Below are 16,975 nucleotides of genomic sequence, written 5' to 3' on the forward strand. Positions count from 1 at the left end.
TGCACTGCGTTCGCCCCCTGCCCGAACCGGGACGTCCCACCCCGACTCCGGGCCAGCCCGGCCTTCCGGACAGATAGCGATCATGCAACAGCCCCTGGCCGGGGAACTGCCCATTGGCGTCTGAGGAGGCGGCAGTCGAGCGGCTGACATCGTCAGATGACATCAACGTCCCCAGACAGCAGCGGAGCGGGACGGTCGTACGAGGACCAAGAGCTGCCAGGGACACGAGAACCGAGCAGGCCGCGCAGTCCGGTGATCGAACTTGTAAGGCGGCGGTCAGTCCACCGCCGATATGACGTGGAGCACGGCAGAGCCCGCACACCGTGCGCTGTGGCGGGGAGGCACAAGCAGCGCACAGTGCGCGGGCCGAGAGTGAAGGTTCAGGCCGCTGTGGTGTCTGGGCCGTTCGGGGGAGCGGAGGCGAGTTGGGTGGCCATCTCCACCGTGAGGCCGACGATCAGCATGGACGCCAGCAGTTCCGCTGCTTCGGGGCGGATGGTGCCGAGGCAGACCACGCCGTCGCCCTCCTCGTTCACGTCCGCCTTGAGGCCGGGGAAGTCGGAGTCCAGGCCCAGGCCGCGCAGCACGGTGGCGAGAGCATCCGCGCTGCGCTTGCCCTCCGCCCAGCCACGGACGTACGGCACCTCCGGTGCCAGGTTCTCCGCGCGCCTCCTGCATACGCCCCGCGGGTCCGTCACGTTATCCACCCCTTGCCTCTAGGTTCCGTCGTTGTGCCGGTCGCGCGAGTCGCCGGCCGTCTCGGCGCCCTGCGGGTCTCCCACGGCCAGCCTCAGCAGTTCGGCCAGCCGCTCCGCCGTCTGCGGTGAGATCCGGCCCAGTTCGATCAGCCCTTGCCCGAAGGCGTTGAGGTCCGCCCGCAGGTAGGGGAACTCCTTTTGCAGGCCGGCCGCGATCAGCACGTCCCGCAGCAGCGCGACCGCCTCACGGGCCGCGTACCACTCCTGGCTGTCGATCGGCGACCAGCGCGCCGCGTCGCCCCGCTCCTCGCTGTCACCGTGCACGGGCCGGCTCCTGTCCCGCATCGCCCGGGTGCGTGTGCTCCTCGCCGTACCGGTCCGCCCGTGCGAGCAGTTCGGAGGCCGCCACCAGCATGGCCGCCAGCGCCGCGAGCTGGGCGGAGCTGCCGCTCGGCTGCCTTATGGGAGCGCGCAGCCAGGTGTAGCGGTCGCCCGTGAGCGGCATCGGTCCGGGGACGACGATGGCCGAGCCGTCGTCCAGGTAGCGGTACTCAGGAGCGCTGGGCGACTCCCCTTCCAGCATCCGTGTGAAGCTGCTGCGGGAGTTCGGGGGGACGAAGAATCCCACCTGCCGCGCCCGCCAGTCGACCGCGACCGGACCGAGCGGCATGCCGCGCCGGTCGAGCTGGTCGAAGGTCTCCAGGCCGATCCGCTGGCCGAGTACCACCACGTCGAAGAGGCGACCGGCGGACAGCAGACAGGGCCTGCGGGGGTCGTCCGCCCAGACCGCACGGCACGCGCCCGGATCGTCAGCGGCAGCGGAGAGCCACTGAACACCCCGCCGCGTCATCATCTGCACCTGACACCACCTCGTTGACCGATGCGACCGCCGTCCGGCCGCCGGGTTTCCAGGTTCGGTCTCACGCCTCTGAGCTGGGGAGATGACGACAGGCGACGAGGGGTGACGAGCGCCCGGCCGTCGCGTCACCCCTCGTCATCCCCCGTGCGGGGAAGCGGCACCGGTTTTCGGTTCAGGGTGATCTTCCGGATGCGTAGAGTCGTGTCAGTGGTGGCTGCGACAGTGGCCCGTACAGGGGGTGATGGCTATGGCAGCAGCCCAGTCGACAGGCGCTCTCCTCCGTGACGCACGCAAGGCCCACGGATGGGGGCAGTTACGGTTGGTCCGCGAGATGCGCCAGGCCGCCGCGCGCCAGGGGCACACTCTCCCGGCCGACGCCAGCGTGAAGCGCCGCATAGCCAGTTGGGAGAACGACCACAGCGTTCCTGACGAGTTCTACGGTCCGCTGCTGTGCGAAGCACTCGGCAGAACCGGCGCCGAGCTGGGACTGAACCACCTCACCGGCCACGACGCCCGGCTTCTGGAGACCCGCTACCCGCCGAGCGCCGAGAGCGCGATCGACTCGGTACGGGAGCTGTGGCGCGCGGATCTCAACGGCTACGAGCCGCTGCTTCTCGCCCAGCCGTCCGAGCCCGCGTGGCACGAGGCGTCTCTCCGCTGGCTGGTGGCCCCGGAGCCGTCGCCGCCGAGGAGCGGGGAGCAGCAAAGCGGCGTGCGCGTGGGCCCCGCCGACGTGGCCGCCGTCAAGGCGACGAGCGACATGTTCGCGCAGTTGGACGACCGGTTCGGCGGAGACCACGCCCGTCACGCGCTGATCCAGTACCTCAGCAGGGACGTGGCGCCGCTGCTCACCGGCCAGTACAAGGCGTCCGTCGGCCGCGCCCTGTTCTCCACCGTCGCGGAGGCCACGCTCCTCGCGGCGTGGATGTCCTACGACGCCTGTCACCACGGGCTTGCCCAGCGGTACTTCCTCCAGGCCCTCCGGCTCGCCCAGGACGCCGACGACCGGCGGCTTGCCGGGAGCATCCTGTCCGCGATGAGCCACCAGGCCACCTTCCTCGGCCGCTACACCCAGGCCGCCACGCTCGCCCGCGCGGCCCGTATGGGCATCTCCGGAGTGGCCACTCCGACGCTGCTGGCCCAGTTCCACGCCATGGAGGCCCGAGCGCTGGCCCGTACCGGCGACGCGCGGGCGTGCGAACAGGCCCTCACCGAGGCGACCAAGGCCCTGGAGCGGCGCAACAGCGGCGACGAGCCGGAGTGGATCACCTACTTCGACGAGGCCGAACTCGCCGCCGAGGCCGCCCACTGCTTCCGCGACGTCGACCACGCGCGCCGGGCCGTCGCCCACGCCGAGAACGCCATGAGCGGCACGCACGTCCGCAGCGACTTCTTCGCCACCATGGTGCTCGCCGACGCCCACCTACGGGCCGGCGAGGTGGAGGAGGCGTCTCGGGTGGCGTTGGACGCTCTCGATCTCGGCGAACAGCTCAAGTCCGCCCGCTGTGTCAGCTATCTCGCCGAGTTCCGGCAGCGTTTGGCGCGGCTCGGCCCCACGGCCGTCCTGCGCGACTTCCATGAGCAGGCATCTGGGCACCGACTATGGCTCGCCAGCGGCGCACTCTTGCGTGGTTCTGATTGATGTAGGCACTCCGACTAATCGGACCCCGCAACCCGCAAGGTTGGTAACCAATCGAGTGATCAACATGGGAGTTTGCATCCTGCTGCATCGATCATGTATTTTCCTCCGCCATGGAGAACCTGATACCTCCCAAGCCGCCCTCGGTGTGCAAAAACTGTGGAAAAGTGTATAGGCCACTCAGGCGCAAACTATGTCAGCCGTGCTACAGACGCCAAGCCAAGTACGGAAACCCAGTTTACAAAGAGCGCGCCCCTCTCGTCCTGACAGCCGAGTGGATCCTGTCACAGTGCAAGCAGGAGGGATCTTGCCTGCTTTGGCGAGGAAACATCAGCAAGGAAGGGAATCCGCAAACCACAGATAGAGAACTTTGGGAGTCGGAAGGGAAGCAACGACAAATACTAATTCATCGTTGGATGTTTGAACGTCATCAGGGAGTGCGGCTCCGTAGAGGCCAGCACGTTACTCGAACATGCGGAAACAAACTTTGCGTATTTCCTGCCCATTTGAGCGCCCGCGGCCCATTCGCTGACGAAGATACGCCCCCGCCCCGGTCGGCAGGAACCCGACGAGCACCACGCCCTGATGCTAAAGAGAGGTGCGCAAATGGGCATGCCTGGACCGAGGAGACGCTATATATAGATCCGAAAGGCCGCTGGTCCTGCCGAAGGTGCCAAGCGGAATCTCGTATGCGCTCCCAAGGAATCAACCCTGCAAGTAGACAGTGGAAACGCCGCAAGCCCCGAGAGGCCGTCCAAAAGTGCAGCAAGGGGCACGTTTACACCGAAGTAGGGTTCTACTTCAACGGAGAAACCCGAGTTTGCCGAAAATGCTTTTCAGAGAAGGAGTGTGCGCGTTGGCTTCGAGTTCTTTATGGAATGAGCATCGAAGAGTTCGAGGCGCGCCTCATCGAGCAGGGAATGAGGTGTGCAATTTGCAAAGAAGAGTTCGACCCCGATATACATGATCGGAAACCAGTAGTTGACCACGACCACAAGACCGGATGCGTACGTGGCCTGCTGTGCCATAAATGCAATCTAGCCCTAGGGCATTTTGGGGATGACGTGAATCGACTTCTATCAGCGGTCGAATATCTAAGGAAGCAAGACCAGAGCTAGCAAGGATAGCTCTAGAACGGCTGCCAATCCTTCCGGCTGCCGCCCGTGCGCAGGGCGCGGACGCGGCGGGGGAACTCCTCGGCCGACCTGGGGTCGGTGGTCACCCGGTGGCCGAGCCAGAGCGTCATCATCAGCTCACGCAGGTCGGCGAGGACCGGATAGCCGGGCCAGTTCAGCAGGTCGAAGCCGTAGTGGCGGACGAACGATTCGTACTCGGCGCGGGTGTGCCAGCCGAACCGGTCATAGTAGAGCGCGGTCAGGATCAAGTCCCACTCGCGGGGAGCGAGCGCGACGCCGTCGAGGTCGATGAGGATGGCCCGGCCGTCGCGGTCGCGGAGCGCGTTCCCGATGTTCGCGTCACCGTGGATCATGCCGAAGGGGAGAACGAAGTCCAGCCGGTCGTACTCCTTGAGCAGCCGACCGGCCCGCTCCTCCAGGAAGGTCCGGTCTTCCCCCGAGACGCCGTCCAGGCCGTCGAAGGACGCCCACAGCTTGGCCGCCGGATCGAAGTACGGCAGCCGCAGCGACTCCGGCTCCTCCAGCCAGTGCAGCCGGCGGAGCAGGTCGGCCAGTTCGTCCAGGCGCGCGTACTCGGTACGGTCCTGCGCGTTCACCCAATACGTGACGACACGGCCGCCGATCACCGCAGGCTGCTCCACGCCGGGGAGGACGCGGGTGGCCGGGAAGTCCTGCTCCTCCAGCCAGCGCGCGACCCGTACGGCCCGCTCCATCTCCTCCAGGCTGTCCCGGTCACGCGCGATGCGGACGATGACCGGGGAGGCCGCCAGGCGGTACACCGCGTTGGAGCCGAGCCGCAGCAGTTCCGCGCCGGAGGGGTCCAGCCCAGCCGCCTCGCATGCCTCGCGGAGGACGGCCCCCGCGCTCTCGGCCGTGAACTCTTCCGCACCGCCCTGAGACTCGTCATCACCCCGGATCATGCGAACGACGCTACCGGCCGCCTCGCGGCCGTGACAGGCAGTCCGCGTAGTAATGACGTAATGATCTTGGGTTTGGCCGAGTCCCTACCTCGCTCCCCCGCAGGTCAGCGCCCATGCGCCGGTCCGCCCGCCACTGGCCTCCGGAGCCGTGTGCGCAGGTTCGAATCCTGCCGGGGGCACCTCGCAGAAGGTGCCGACAGACCCCGCCACCAGCCACGACGCTGGGAGCGGGGTCTTGTTGCTTGTGCGGGCGGACGCCGCCGGACGCGGGTCCTCGGGGCATCCGGGTCCGGCCCTCGTTCCCCGTCGCTCCCCCGCCGCGACCGTGCCGCCCGGCCCCCCTCGCCCGTACCGGCGGCCTGCGCGTGATCCTCCCCGCAGCCGCTCCGGTGGAAGTGGTCCGCTCCCGTGCCAGGCGCCCCGCGCTGGGGGGGGACGCTCTCCCGCCTCGTCGTGGAGCCGGCCACCGAGCCGGCCGCCCGGCGCACCGCCGCCCTCCTCGCCGACACCGGCCCGCACGGCCACAAGCACGCCCTCACCACCCCCGGCCCCGCCCCCGGCCCCGCCCCCGGCCCGGACGCCGGAAGCCCACCGGCCGTGCCCCGTCGCGGCGTCCGGTGGCAGGATCGGTCCCGAGCCGGAGGCGCCGCCCGGCCCTCCGCGCGTGAGAAGGGACAGTTCGCACATGGCATACACCCCGGGCCGTCTGATCACCCACTGCCCGTTCTGCGGGACCGCCTACGGGGCCGACGCCGGCTGGCCCAGGGACTGCCCCGGGTGCGGCGAGACGCTCTGGGCGAACCCCCTTCCCGTGGCGGTCGCGCTGCAGCCGGTCGTGACGGCGTCCGGCGGCCGGGCGCTGGTGGTGGTACGGCGGGACATCGAGCCGTTCCGGGGCGAACTGGCCCTGCCCGGCGGCTACATGGAGACGGGCGAGACCTGGGAGCAGGCCGCCGTGCGGGAGTTGTGGGAGGAGACGGGACTGGAGGCCGCCGCGGACGACGTCCGGCTCTTCGACGTCCAGAGCTCTCCCCGCACCGTCCTCGTCTTCGGCCTGCTGCCGGCCCGGGACGCGGAGACCCTCCCTCCGTCCGCCCCCACGGCCGAGGCGACGGAGTGGCTCGCGCTCGAGGAGGCGGTCGAGCTCGCCTTCCCGGCGCACACCGCGGTGATGCGGGAGTTCTTCTCCCGGCAGGGGAGCGCGCCCGGCGCGTAGCGCGCGGCGGGGCGTCCGCGGCACGGTGCCGCGCCGTTCCGTCCGCCGCTCCGTCCACGGTTCCGCCCGGCCCGGGGCGTCCTCCGGGAAAACACCGCAGAAACGTTTACGAATCCTCCGCTTGACGGTACGTTGGATACATGGGAGCGCTCCCACCCTGGGTTGTGCACGCCCGTAGGAGCGCCCCCGAGCATGGCTGCACATCCCGGCGGCGGGTTGCGATCGACCCGCCGGACGCCAACGGGTCGTTGCCGCCGGTCATACGCACTCCGAAGGAGACCCCCCCACATGGCCATAAGGAACACCGAGCGGAGGAAGTCCTCGATCCGCTTACCGCGCAAGCTCAGCGCCCTGGGCGCGGTGCTGTTCGCCCTCGTCACGGCGGCCGCCACCACCACCCCCGCCTCGGCCCACGGCGCCACCCTGTTCCCGGGCTCGCGCACCTGGTTCTGCTACCAGGACCTGGTGAGGAACGGGCACCAGATGCCGTCCAACCCGGCCTGCGCCGCCGCGGTCCGGCAGAACGGCACCACGGGCCTGTACAACTGGTTCGCCGTGCTCGACTCCAACGGCGGCGGCCGCACCACGGGCTACATCCCCGACGGCAAGCTGTGCAGCGGCGGCGACCGGGGCCCGTTCCAGTTCTCCGCGTACAACGCGGCCCGCGCCGACTGGCCCAAGACGCACCTCACCTCGGGCTCGAACATCCAGATCAAGCACAGCAACTGGGCGCACCACCCGGGCCGCTTCGACGTGTACATCACCAAGCAGGGCTGGTCCCCCACCAAGTCCCTGGCCTGGGGTGACCTGGAGAAGATCAACAGTGTGACCAACCCGCCGCAGTCGGGCAGCGTCGGTTCCGAGACCGGTCACTACTACTGGAACGTCCAGCTCCCGCAGCGTTCCGGGCAGCACATCATCTACATCCACTGGATCCGTTCCGACAGCCAGGAGAACTTCTACTCCTGCTCCGACGTCGTCTTCGACGGCGGCAACGGCCAGGTCACGTGGTGACGGAGGGCACCGCGCCCCGATGACGACGTGATAAGGGAGGGACCCCGCCGGGTGTGGCCGGCGGGGTCCCGCCGCGTTCGCGGACGGGCCCGGACACGGACCCCGGTTCCCGCGCACGGATACGGCCACGGGGCTCAGGGGGCGGTCAGGCCGGCCTCGTCCAGCATCCGCATCAGGTTCCGCTTGCGCTTCTGCCCGGTACGCAGCTCGGCAAGGTAGGCGGTGAACTCGTCCTCCGTGCCCAGGGCTCGGTGGCAGGCGCGGGCCGAGAGCAGGATTTCCGTCATCCGCTCGTACTCCGCGTTGCCCGTCCGGCTCCGCAGCCGGTCGACGGCGCGGCGGTAGACGGCGAGGGCGTCGGCGGGACGGCGTTCGCGGACGGCGTCGGCGACGCGCACCCTCAGCGGCAGGGGCGCGGGGAGCCGGGAGGCGGCGTCGTGGGCGGCGTCGGCGTCCCCGTCGTCCAGCAGGGCCTCGACCAGGACGGGTGTGCCGTCGAGCCGGTCGAGGGCGGCCGGGCGCTCCTCCGCCCAGCGGCCCGCCGCGCGGGCGGCCTCCCGCAGGCGGCGGTAGGCGCCGAGGGTGCCCAGAGCACGGAAGTGGCCGCGGACGACCCTCAGCACGTCCTCGTGGCGCCCGGCCTCGCGGTGGCGGCGGACCAGGTACTCCACCAGCGGCGGGAAGGCGGGGACCGGTTCGCCCGTCCCCTCGTCCGTCCCGCGCTCGGCCAGACCGCGCTCGGCCCAGGCCAGGGCCTCGCCGGGGCGTCCGGCGGCGTCCAGTTCCTCGGCGATGCGCAGGTGGGTGGAGCCGTCGGGCTCCGGGTCGGCGGCCATCTCCCCGATCAGGACGTCCACGCCGCCCCCGGCCCTGAGAAGACGCTCCAGCACGTGCCTCCCCTCCCGGCCCGGCGGGCTGCCGCGGCGGGCCCGGTGGACGTGGCGGAGCAGAGCGGCCCAGCCGGTCCCGCCGAGGACGTCGCGGTAGTCGGCGGGGTCGAGTTCGGGCAGATGGCCCGTGTCGCCCAGGAGGCGGGAGGCGAGCCAGGCGGCGAGGTCCCCGGGGGCGGGGCGTGCGGAGCGGCACGCCTCCAGGTGGGCCGCGGCGAGGGCGTCGGCGGCCCGGGCGAGGCCCGCGCCCGAGTCGTCGATCCGCTCCGCGGCCTCGCCGAGCGCCTCGACGGCCTCCTGGGCGAGGGACACCGCCTCCCGCGCGAGGGGGCCCCGGGCCAGGGAACGGACGGCGTGCGCCGCTTCGGCGACCTGGGCCGCGTAGGCGCCGGCGTCGCGGTGGTCCACCACGCCGTACTGCTCGAAGGGCCGGGTGTCGAGCAGCCGCAGGACCCGGTGCCGTACGGTGTGCGCTCCCTCCCGGTCCGCCCGTTCCACAGCGGCCCGCAGTTCCATGCGGCGGGCGAACTCCGGGTCCGCGGCGAGCTGTTCGCGGATCAGGTCCAGCAGCCGGGCGCGGTCCAGGGACTCCAGCCAGTCCTCCAGGATCCGGGTGCGGTCGGCGGTCTCCGCGCGCAGCCGGTCGATGACGCCGCCCGTTTCGCCGTCCGGGCCCTCGTCCAGGGCCAGGATCCGCAGGCCCACGGCGACGCAGTGCTTGCAGAAGAAGCCCTCCTGGCCGTACGGGCAGTCGCAGCGGCCGTCGAGCCCGCCGGGGGCGGGCAGCAGGGTCACACGGTAGGCGTCGTTGCCGTACACGGTGGCGGTGATCCGGTCGCCGTCGGCGGCCAGGTCCTCGACGGCCCGGAGGTACGTTCGGCCGCGCCGGAAGGACCGGTCGCCGGCCAGGGCGCGCAGGTCGTCCTCGGTGAAGCCGGCGGTGTTCTCGGGGCCGGGGCCGAAGCCTCTCGTCACGGTCCGCCTCCCACGGTTCCTCCCCGTACGTCCCGGCGGGGTACGGCCGTTCATCCTGGCACGCCTCCCGTTCCGGTGTCCGTGGACCGCGGAGCCCCCGGCCGGGGAAGCCGGCACGGGAGTCCGGCCGTGCGGCTGCGCAAGGGGACGTGTGGGAAGGGAGGCCAGGTTCATCCGTTCTCCGTACCGCCGGCCTCGCGTCAGAGCGCTGACCTGGGCAGACGGGCGGGACGTCCGCCCGTGTGGAGCAGCCCGGCGACGGAGGGGCCGGAGCCCGCACAGGGGCTCTGAGCTGGGGTTTGACCGAATCGGTAACACTCTGTGATGAATTGCATGCACATATCTACCGATTTAACGTGAATTGCGCGTGGTTGTGATCGGCTCGCCACGGGCCGTGACGTAGTCCATGTGTCCCTTCCCCGGGCCCGGCCCCGCGCCGGGCCCTCCCCTCCCAGGAGGTTCCTGCACATGTTCAACTCCAGGTTCAGCAAGCTCGCCCTCAGCGCCGCCGGTGGCGCCATCGCGCTCGCCACCGCCGCCGGGCCCGCCCTCGCCGAGCCGCCCGCCCCCGTCACCGACCTCGGCCGGCCGAGCGTCGAGGCCCCGAAGTCCGTCGAGGCCCCGGGCATGGCCGAGGCCCCGAAGTCCGTCGAGGCTCCGCGGGCCGTCGAGGAAGCCTCGAAGGAGATGGCGGCCGACAGCTACAGGGGCCGCGTCATCGCCCGGAGCGGTCTGAACGTCCGCACCCACCCCAACACCCGCAGCCGAGTCATCAACACGCTGCCGTACGGCAAGATCGTCCACATCGAGTGCAAGGTCCGCGGCGAGAACGTCAACGGCAACAACCTGTGGTACAAGCTCGACCGGGACTACCACCGTCACAACGGCTGGGTCTCCGCCCGCTACGTGACCAACATCGGGCCGGCTCCGCACTTCTGCCACCACCGCTGAAGTCTGCCCTGAACGCCCCCGCCCCCGGCGCCGCGTACGGCGCCGGGGGCGGGGGCGTTCGCGCGCCGGAAACCCCGTGCCGCCGTGTCCGGCGGCCGCGGGGCGGAGGAGTGTCCCGTCCACCCGCGCGAGCACGGCCCGGCGCCGTACGCGTTCGGCGCGCGCAGGGTCTCCGGGCCGCCGGGCGGGGGTGCCCGCCGCCCGGAGCCGCACGGCGTGCACAGGGGATTGACGGCCTTGCTGACGAGTAGTCTCATAAGAGGCGACCGGTGTGACCGTCAGTAACCCCCGACAGTGAGGTGGCCGTGCGATGACGACCGCGACCGATGCCGAACGGCTCCGGGACGCCCTCGGACCGCTCAAGGACCGCGAGCAGGTGGCCAGGCGCCTCCTCGAATCGTCGGCCAGGCACTCCTTCGACCCCGACCGCGAACTGGACTGGGACGCCCCCTTCGAGGAGGGCAAGTGGTTCTGGCCGCCGGAGCTGGTCTCCCTCTACGACACCCCGCTGTGGCGGCGGATGCCGGAGGAGCAGCGGATGGACCTGGCCCGCCACGAGGCCGCCTCCCTCGCCTCGCTCGGCATCTGGTTCGAGATCATCCTGATGCAGCTCCTGGTGCGGCACATCTACGACAAGCCCCTGACCAGCGCGCACGTGCGCTACGCCCTCACCGAGATCGAGGACGAGTGCCGCCACTCCAAGATGTTCGCCCGCTTCATCCAGAAGGCGGGGACGCGGGCGTACCCGGTCACGCGACTGCACCACAACCTCGCCCGGGTGCTCAAGTCCGTCTCCACCACGCCCGGTTCGTTCACCGCCACCCTCCTGGGCGAGGAGATCCTGGACTGGATGCAGCGGCTGACCTTCCCCGACGAGCGGGTCCAGCCGCTGGTGCGCGGCATCACCCGCATCCACGTCGTGGAGGAGGCGCGGCACGTGCGCTACGCGCGTGAGGAGCTGCGCCGCCAGATGGTGAGCTGCCCGCGCTGGGAGGCCGAGCTGACCCGCATCAGCTCCGGCGAGTCCGCCCGCGTCATGTCGGTGTCCTTCGTCAACCCGCAGGTGTACACCGACGTGGGGCTCGACCGCCGCGAGGCCCTCGCCCAGGTGAGGGCCAGCGCGCACCGGCGCGAGGTGATGCAGACGGCGGCCCGGAAGCTGACGGACTTCCTGGACGAGATCGGGGTGCTGCGCGGGGTCGGCCGCAGGCTCTGGGTGAGTTCGGGTCTGCTGGCCCGCTGAGCGCGCGGGGCCGCCGGGGCGGCGGCGGTACGCTGCCCGTATGACCGCCCCGGCGTACCGCAGGCTCAGCGTGGAGGAGCGGCGCGGACAGCTCATCACCACGGCGCTCGTCCTCTTCGCGCACAGCGCGCCCGAGGACGTCTCCCTGGACGACGTGGCCGCCGCCGCGGGTGTCTCGCGTCCGCTGGTCTACCGCTACTTCCCCGGCGGCAAGCAGCAGTTGTACGAGGCCGCCCTCGGCAGCGCGGCCGACGAGCTGCGGCAGTGCTTCGCCGAGCCGCAGACCGGTCCGCTCAGCCACCGGCTGTCGCGGGCGCTGGACCGCTACCTCGCCTTCGTCGACGGGCACGACGCGGGGTTCGCCGCGCTGCTCCAGGGCGGCAGCGTCGCCGAGACGTCCCGGACGAACGCGATCGTGGACGGGGTGCGGCGGGCCGCCGCGGAGCAGATCCTGCTGCACCTGGGGGTGCGGGAGCCCGGTCCGCGGCTGCGGATGATGGTGCGCACCTGGATCGCGGCGGTCGAGGCCGCCTCGCTGATCTGGCTCGACGAGAACAAGCGGCCACCGCTGGAGGAGCTGCGCGACTGGCTGGTGGACCACTTCCTCGCCCTGCTCGCCGCCACCGCCGCCGCCGACCCGCAGACGGCGGAGGCCATCCGCGGCGCACTGGCGCTGGAGCGCCCCGACGGCCCGGCGGGCCGGCTCGCCCGGCGCGTCGCCCCGGTGGTCGGCGACGCCCTGCACCTGCTCGGGGACCTGTGAGACTGGTGCGGTGAGAAGCGAGGAGACGGCGTTCGTCGGCGGGCCGATGGACGGACGGGTGCTGCCCGTGCTGGTGGGTCCCACGGGACGGCCGCCCAAGTACTACGAGATTCCCGTGCCCCCTCCGGGCGGGGGCGAGCCGGTGGTCCACGTCTACCGGCTGGAGGCGGTCGCCGGGGGCGGACGGCTGGCCCTGCCGCGCGGCTGGCGGTACGTGTACCTCCCGGAGGGCAGGCCGAGGAGCGGCCCGAGGTGGCCGTGGCGCGGCGGGCGCGGAACGTCCGCGGGCGGCTGAGCCCCGGGGCGGCGCGGCGGGGCCGGGCGTCCGGGGGCCGCGAGCCGGCGGAGCGCCCGTTCGGGCGGTGGCCGCGAGCGGACTCCAACTCGCCTGAAGCTTTCAGGAGTTGTAAGCGAACCTTAAATGAGAGCGCTCTCCACGAAAGGTCTTGACCTTTGCGCGTCCGCTGACCACAGTGGCGGCATCCGGCCCTCCCCTCCTCCCTTCGGGCGGTGACCGGACGCACGGCTCCCTTTGTCGTGCTCACGCCATTAGCCACGTCCCCCACAGGAGATCCCCACCGTGGTGTCCCGCAGAAGGTTCATCGGCCTGTCCGCCGCAGCCCTCTCCGCCCCCGTCATCGGCTACGCCGCCACCTCCACCGGCTTCGCCTCCCCCGCGGCCGCCGCGGCCCCGACCCTGCGGCTGGCCGACGAGACCGGCCAGTCCACCGTGTTCGCCTACCTCCACGCCGACTACCCCGGCGGCGGACAGGGCTTCCTCAACCCCTCCACCGGCCGCCTGGACCCGATCCCCAACCCGTCCGAGCGGATGCACGACCTGAGCGGCTTCCTGGACTCGCACCGGCTGCCGTTCGGGCAGGACATCCGGCTGAACACCCACCTCACCGGCGCCCGGGTGTACTTCTCCCTCGGCCGGAGCGTGGCCTTCTTCGCCAACCCCAACGCCGGAGCCCCCGCGGGCGCCCTCGTCCAGCCCTCGGCCGCCAACCCCTCCGACCCCTCGTACCGCACGGTCTGGGACTACTGCGAGTTCACCTACAACCCGAGCGGGATCTGGGGCAACATCACCTGCGTCGACGGCGTCGCCCTCCCCATCGCCCTCACCCTCACCCCCGGCAGCGGAGCGGTGCAGCACGTCGGCGGCATGCCCGCGGGCGGCACCGCCGCACTGGCCGAGCGGCTCAAGCAGGCGGGCGGCGACTGGGGCAGGTGCGCGCTGTACGACGGCGGCAGGCTGGTGCGGGTCTCCAGTCCGGCCAAGCTCCCCGGCCTGGGCAAGGACGTGTTCGCCGGGCACTACCGGTCCTACGTCGACGAGGTCTGGCACACCTACCGCGCCGACGGGGGGAAGGACCTGCGGATCACCCTCGGCGACGTCTGGCCGGGGAAGACCGTGGTCGGCCGCACCCGCGGCGACCGGCTGGTCTTCGAGGGCATCACCGACGGCTCCCCGAACTCCTTCCCCAAGCCCGGAACGGCCGGATCCACCGCCGAGGCCGACATCTTCGGCTGCGACGGCTCCCTCCACGGGATCAACGCCACCCAGCAGGGCCGCATCGCCGCCGTGCTGGGCGCCGCGTTCTGCCGGACCACCCTGGTGAGCAACCCCTCCCAGCCCGACGCCACCTCCCAGGACTTCTACGTCCACGGCCCCCGGCACGAGTACGCGCGCCTGGTCCACGAACTGGTGGCCGACGGCCGCGGCTACGCCTTCCCCTACGACGACGTCACCCCCGCCCGGGAGAGCGACCTGGCGGGCGCGGTGATGTACACCGAACGGCCCTCCGACTGGGCGCTGACCGTCACGCTCAAGCGGCCCTCCTGACGGGGCCGCGCGGAGGGTGACGCTCACCCGGCCGGTGCTCCGGTTCCCGCGATCGCCGCATCCGGAGCACCGCCGGGAGGCCGGCCCCGGCCCCGCGTGCCACGATCGCCGGGTACCCCCACGGTCGGCACGGAGGCGGAGGTGAGGCGGTGTCCGGGGCGCGGGGAAGCCGAGCGCGGTCCCCACGGGCGGCGGTGACCGTGGCCGCCGTGGCCGCCGTGCTGCTCGCCACTGCCGTCCCCGCCGCGCCGCGGACACCCGCCGGCGCCGTCCCCCGCGCCGGGACCGCCGGGGAACCCGTCGGTGAACTCCTCCTCCGCCTGCGGGAGGCGCACCGCCGCAGCGAGGCCGCGACCGCGGCGTACCGTTCGACCGAGCGGGAGCTGACGGCGCAGCGGTCCCGCGTCGTCAGCTTCCAGGACCGCCTGGCAGACACCCGCGTCCGGCTGGACGAGGCGCGGGACGAGGCCGGACGGGTCGCCCGGCAGCAGTACCGGGGCGCCGGGACCTTCCCGCCCCACCTGCGGCTGCTGCTCGGCCGCGACGAACGGGACGCGCGGGCGGTGTTCGAGTACGGGCGGGCGCTGGACCGGATGGCGGCGCGTCAGCACGCCCTGGCCGGGCGGCTGGCCGCCGGGGAACGCCGGCTGGCCGCCCTGGCGTCCGCCGCGCGGCGGATCCTGGACCGGCAGCGGACGCTCGCCGCGCGGCGCGAGCGGCAGCGGGACGAGGCCGGGCGGCGGCTGGCGGAGGTCCAGCGGCTGCTCGTCTCGCTCACCGACGAGGAACTGGACCGCCTGCGCCGCCTGGAGCAGGCCCCGCGACCGTCCGGCGGCCCGTGACACGACGGCCGCCGGACGGTGCCCGCGCTCAGGAGGCGGCGAGGCTCGCCAGGTAGGACTCCGCCTTCTCCGGGTCGAAGAACCAGTTCTCCAGGTCGGAGGGGTCGCTGAAGCAGTTGGCGAAGCGGTCCGCCAGCTCCTGGTGCTGCGCGCCCGCGCCGATCAGCTTCAGGACGTGCTCCGGCGGCGGCGCCAGCAGCCCGTTCGACCACGTGGTGACGTGCCGGGCGACCTTCTCCCAGAAGAGGTCGAACGTGGCCTGCATCCACTCCTCGTCGAAGGGCCCGTCACCCCGTTCCAGGATCGAGGCCAGGTAGATGGCGGCGCACTTGGAGGCTGTGTTGGAGCCCTGACCCGTGATCGGGTCGTTGGCCACCACCACGTCGGCCACGCCCAGCACCGTGCCGCCCGAGGGCAGCCGGCCGATCGGCTTGCGGACGGTCGGCGGGTAGCGGCCGGCGAGCGTGGCGCCCGCGTCGGTCAGCTCGACCTTGCGGGCCCGCTCATACTCCCAGGGGGTGAAGCGCTTCATCAGCTCCAGCGTGAGGGCCAGGTGCTCGGCGGGGTCCCTGACGCCCTGGAAGACGTCCAGCGGACCGCCGGGGACGCCCTCCCAGAACAGGATGTCGCAGGCGCCGGAGAGGGTGTAGCCGGGGATCATGAACAGCTCGCCGACGCCCGGCACCAGGTTGAAGCGGACCGCCAGGGTGTCGGGGTGCTCCGGGCGCCGTTCCAGGCCGTGCACGTAGGACACCGCCAGCGAGCGCTGCGGCTTGTCGTAGGGGGAGCGGGAGGCGTCGCGCTCGAACATCGACACCAGCTCGCCCTTGCCCGCCGCGACGAGCACCAGGTCGTAGGTGCGGGCGAAGAAGTCCAGGTCGGAGACCGTCGCGCCGTGGACGACCAGCCGGCCGCCGCGCTGCGCGAAGGTCTCCAGCCAGCCCGCCATCTTCAGGCGCTGGTCCACGGACTGCGCGTAGCCGTCGAGCCGGCCGAGCCAGTCGACGACGCGCGAACCGTCGGGGCCGGCGACCGAGACGCCCAGGCCCTCGGTCCTCGGGCTCTGGCTCTCCCAGAAGTTGATCCCCAGGTCCCGCTCGTGCTGGAGGGCCTGGTCGAACATGCACTGGGTGGACATGACCCGGCCGCCGCGGATCTCGTCCGCCGTGCGGTTGGACATCACGGTGACCTCGTAGCCGTGCGCCTGGAGGCCGAGCGCGAGCTGGAGACCGGACTGGCCGGCCCCGACGATGAGTATTTTCCGCATGGCGGATCTCCCCTGGGGTGCCTGGATGTGGTGGACGGATGGGTCCCGGCGGTGTCCCGGCCCGGTCCTCCCGCCGGGTTCCCCGGGCGGGAGGGCCGCCCGGGTCAGGCGGGCGTGAGGTCCAGGGCGTGGCCGACGAGCGCCGTCAGCGAGTCCACGACCGTGTCCCTCTTGCGCGCGTCCATGACCAGGACGGGCACCTGGGCCGGGACGGACAGCGCCTCGCGCACGTCCTCGGGCTCGTAGTACTCCGTCCCCTCGAAGTGGTTGACGGCGACGACGTACGGCAGGCCGCAGCTCTCGAAGTAGTCGAGCGCCGGGAAGCAGTCCTCCAGCCGCCGGGTGTCGGCCATGACCACGGCGCCGATCGCGCCGCGCACCAGGTCGTCCCACATGAACCAGAAACGCCGCTGGCCGGGGGTGCCGAACAGGTAGAGCACCAGGTCGGACTCCAGGGTGATGCGGCCGAAGTCCATGGCGACCGTGGTGGTGGTCTTGTCCGGGGTGGCGGTGAGGTCGTCGGTGTCCTCGCTCGCCTGGGTCATCACCGCTTCGGTGGTCAGCGGCTCGATCTCGGAGACCGAGCCGACGAAGGTCGTCTTGCCCACGCCGAAGCCCCCCGCCACCACGATCTTGACGGCGATGGGCGCGCGGTCGCGCTCCTCCTGCCGGGGCAGGCGCTCCTCGGAGCCCTCCCCGGTGTTCCTCTGGGGGTC

General features: G+C 71.7%; 16 protein-coding genes and 1 pseudogene. 10 read left to right on the forward strand and 7 right to left on the reverse strand.

Features of this window, described 5'->3' with window-relative positions; genetic code table 11:
* Nucleotides 1–380: 380 nt before the first annotated feature.
* The 3 genes from ABD358_RS14465 to ABD358_RS14475 all read right to left on the reverse strand — a co-directional run bounded on the left by ABD358_RS14465 (nt 381) and on the right by ABD358_RS14475 (nt 1,551).
* Nucleotides 381–644 carry a hypothetical protein gene (locus ABD358_RS14465; protein WP_344631398.1) on the reverse strand — a complete coding sequence of 88 codons (264 nt, stop codon included), beginning with the start codon at nt 642–644 and terminating at the stop codon, nt 381–383.
* Between the two features lie 72 nt (nt 645–716).
* Nucleotides 717–1,022, reverse strand: a complete 306-nt coding sequence (locus ABD358_RS14470) for a hypothetical protein (RefSeq protein ID WP_344631399.1) — start codon at nt 1,020–1,022, stop codon at nt 717–719.
* Nucleotides 1,012–1,551, reverse strand: a complete 540-nt coding sequence (locus ABD358_RS14475; protein WP_344631536.1) for a bifunctional DNA primase/polymerase — start codon at nt 1,549–1,551, stop codon at nt 1,012–1,014. Before ABD358_RS14475 ends, ABD358_RS14470 begins: the two co-directional genes overlap by 11 nt.
* A 253-nt stretch (nt 1,552–1,804) precedes the next feature.
* Between ABD358_RS14475 and ABD358_RS14480 the strand changes: the two genes are divergently transcribed.
* Nucleotides 1,805–3,199 carry an NsdA family TPR-like regulatory protein gene (locus ABD358_RS14480; RefSeq protein WP_486388651.1) on the forward strand — a complete coding sequence of 465 codons (1,395 nt, stop codon included), beginning with the start codon at nt 1,805–1,807 and terminating at the stop codon, nt 3,197–3,199.
* A gap of 875 nt (nt 3,200–4,074) precedes the next feature.
* Nucleotides 4,075–4,314 carry an endonuclease VII domain-containing protein gene (locus ABD358_RS28425; protein ID WP_425576326.1) on the forward strand — a complete coding sequence of 80 codons (240 nt, stop codon included), beginning with the start codon at nt 4,075–4,077 and terminating at the stop codon, nt 4,312–4,314.
* A gap of 11 nt (nt 4,315–4,325) precedes the next feature.
* Here ABD358_RS28425 and ABD358_RS14490 read toward each other — a convergent pair whose 3' ends face one another.
* The gene (locus ABD358_RS14490) at nt 4,326–5,252 is read right to left on the reverse strand and encodes a phosphotransferase enzyme family protein (RefSeq protein ID WP_344631402.1); all 927 of its coding nucleotides are present in this window, start codon (nt 5,250–5,252) and stop codon (nt 4,326–4,328) included.
* Nucleotides 5,253–5,937: 685 nt separating this feature from the next.
* Between ABD358_RS14490 and ABD358_RS14495 the strand changes: the two genes are divergently transcribed.
* Together ABD358_RS14495 and ABD358_RS14500 are read left to right on the forward strand one after the other, a co-directional pair.
* Nucleotides 5,938–6,468, forward strand: coding sequence for an NUDIX domain-containing protein (locus ABD358_RS14495; protein WP_344631403.1), 531 nt, complete (start codon nt 5,938–5,940; stop codon nt 6,466–6,468).
* A gap of 288 nt (nt 6,469–6,756) precedes the next feature.
* Nucleotides 6,757–7,476, forward strand: a pseudogene (locus ABD358_RS14500) (lytic polysaccharide monooxygenase auxiliary activity family 9 protein); the annotation flags it as partial.
* 140 nt (nt 7,477–7,616) lie between these two features.
* Here ABD358_RS14500 and ABD358_RS14505 read toward each other — a convergent pair.
* Complete coding sequence (locus ABD358_RS14505) at nt 7,617–9,347, reverse strand: SWIM zinc finger family protein (protein WP_344631404.1); 1,731 nt, start codon at nt 9,345–9,347, stop codon at nt 7,617–7,619.
* Nucleotides 9,348–9,815: 468 nt separating this feature from the next.
* Between ABD358_RS14505 and ABD358_RS14510 the strand changes: the two genes are divergently transcribed.
* From ABD358_RS14510 to ABD358_RS14535, 6 genes are all read left to right on the forward strand, one after another.
* On the forward strand, nt 9,816–10,298 hold the full coding sequence (locus ABD358_RS14510) for an SH3 domain-containing protein (RefSeq protein WP_344631405.1): 483 nt from the start codon (nt 9,816–9,818) through the stop codon (nt 10,296–10,298).
* Between the two features lie 310 nt (nt 10,299–10,608).
* Nucleotides 10,609–11,541 (forward strand): AurF N-oxygenase family protein, encoded by a 933-nt coding sequence (locus ABD358_RS14515; RefSeq protein ID WP_344631406.1) that lies wholly within the window; start codon nt 10,609–10,611, stop codon nt 11,539–11,541.
* A gap of 40 nt (nt 11,542–11,581) precedes the next feature.
* Nucleotides 11,582–12,304, forward strand: coding sequence for a TetR/AcrR family transcriptional regulator (locus ABD358_RS14520; protein WP_344631407.1), 723 nt, complete (start codon nt 11,582–11,584; stop codon nt 12,302–12,304).
* Nucleotides 12,305–12,314: 10 nt separating this feature from the next.
* A complete protein-coding gene (locus ABD358_RS14525; protein ID WP_344631408.1) occupies nt 12,315–12,599 on the forward strand; it encodes a hypothetical protein in 285 nt (94 codons plus the stop codon).
* Nucleotides 12,600–12,884: 285 nt separating this feature from the next.
* A complete protein-coding gene (locus ABD358_RS14530; protein ID WP_344631409.1) occupies nt 12,885–14,150 on the forward strand; it encodes a glycoside hydrolase family 64 protein in 1,266 nt (421 codons plus the stop codon).
* Nucleotides 14,151–14,359: 209 nt separating this feature from the next.
* Complete coding sequence (locus ABD358_RS14535) at nt 14,360–14,992, forward strand: coiled-coil domain-containing protein (RefSeq protein ID WP_344631410.1); 633 nt, start codon at nt 14,360–14,362, stop codon at nt 14,990–14,992.
* A 28-nt stretch (nt 14,993–15,020) separates the two neighbouring features.
* On the opposite strand, the gene ABD358_RS14540 is transcribed toward ABD358_RS14535, so the two are convergent.
* Both ABD358_RS14540 and ABD358_RS14545 read right to left on the reverse strand, forming a co-directional pair.
* Entirely contained in the window at nt 15,021–16,259 is a 1,239-nt protein-coding gene (locus ABD358_RS14540) for a styrene monooxygenase/indole monooxygenase family protein (RefSeq protein WP_344631411.1), read from the reverse strand.
* A gap of 104 nt (nt 16,260–16,363) precedes the next feature.
* Nucleotides 16,364–16,936 (reverse strand): GTP-binding protein, encoded by a 573-nt coding sequence (locus ABD358_RS14545; RefSeq protein WP_344631537.1) that lies wholly within the window; start codon nt 16,934–16,936, stop codon nt 16,364–16,366.
* Nucleotides 16,937–16,975: the final 39 nt, after the last annotated feature.

The organism is Streptomyces glaucosporus (assembly GCF_039533345.1).
Taxonomy (GTDB): domain Bacteria; phylum Actinomycetota; class Actinomycetes; order Streptomycetales; family Streptomycetaceae; genus Streptomyces; species Streptomyces glaucosporus.

What these genes read in the sequence shown, in the direction of transcription:
- ABD358_RS14495 (WP_344631403.1), top strand. Translation starts at nt 5,938, where the DNA reads ATGGCATACACCCCGGGCCGTCTGATCACCCACTGCCCGTTCTGCGGG.
- ABD358_RS14520 (WP_344631407.1), top strand. Translation starts at nt 11,582, where the DNA reads ATGACCGCCCCGGCGTACCGCAGGCTCAGCGTGGAGGAGCGGCGCGGA.
- ABD358_RS14490 (WP_344631402.1), bottom strand. Translation starts at nt 5,252, where the DNA reads ATGATCCGGGGTGATGACGAGTCTCAGGGCGGTGCGGAAGAGTTCACG.
- ABD358_RS14540 (WP_344631411.1), bottom strand. Translation starts at nt 16,259, where the DNA reads ATGCGGAAAATACTCATCGTCGGGGCCGGCCAGTCCGGTCTCCAGCTC.
- ABD358_RS14475 (WP_344631536.1), bottom strand. Translation starts at nt 1,551, where the DNA reads ATGATGACGCGGCGGGGTGTTCAGTGGCTCTCCGCTGCCGCTGACGAT.
- ABD358_RS14480 (WP_486388651.1), top strand. Translation starts at nt 1,805, where the DNA reads ATGGCAGCAGCCCAGTCGACAGGCGCTCTCCTCCGTGACGCACGCAAG.
- ABD358_RS14510 (WP_344631405.1), top strand. Translation starts at nt 9,816, where the DNA reads ATGTTCAACTCCAGGTTCAGCAAGCTCGCCCTCAGCGCCGCCGGTGGC.
- ABD358_RS14515 (WP_344631406.1), top strand. Translation starts at nt 10,609, where the DNA reads ATGACGACCGCGACCGATGCCGAACGGCTCCGGGACGCCCTCGGACCG.
- ABD358_RS28425 (WP_425576326.1), top strand. Translation starts at nt 4,075, where the DNA reads ATGAGCATCGAAGAGTTCGAGGCGCGCCTCATCGAGCAGGGAATGAGG.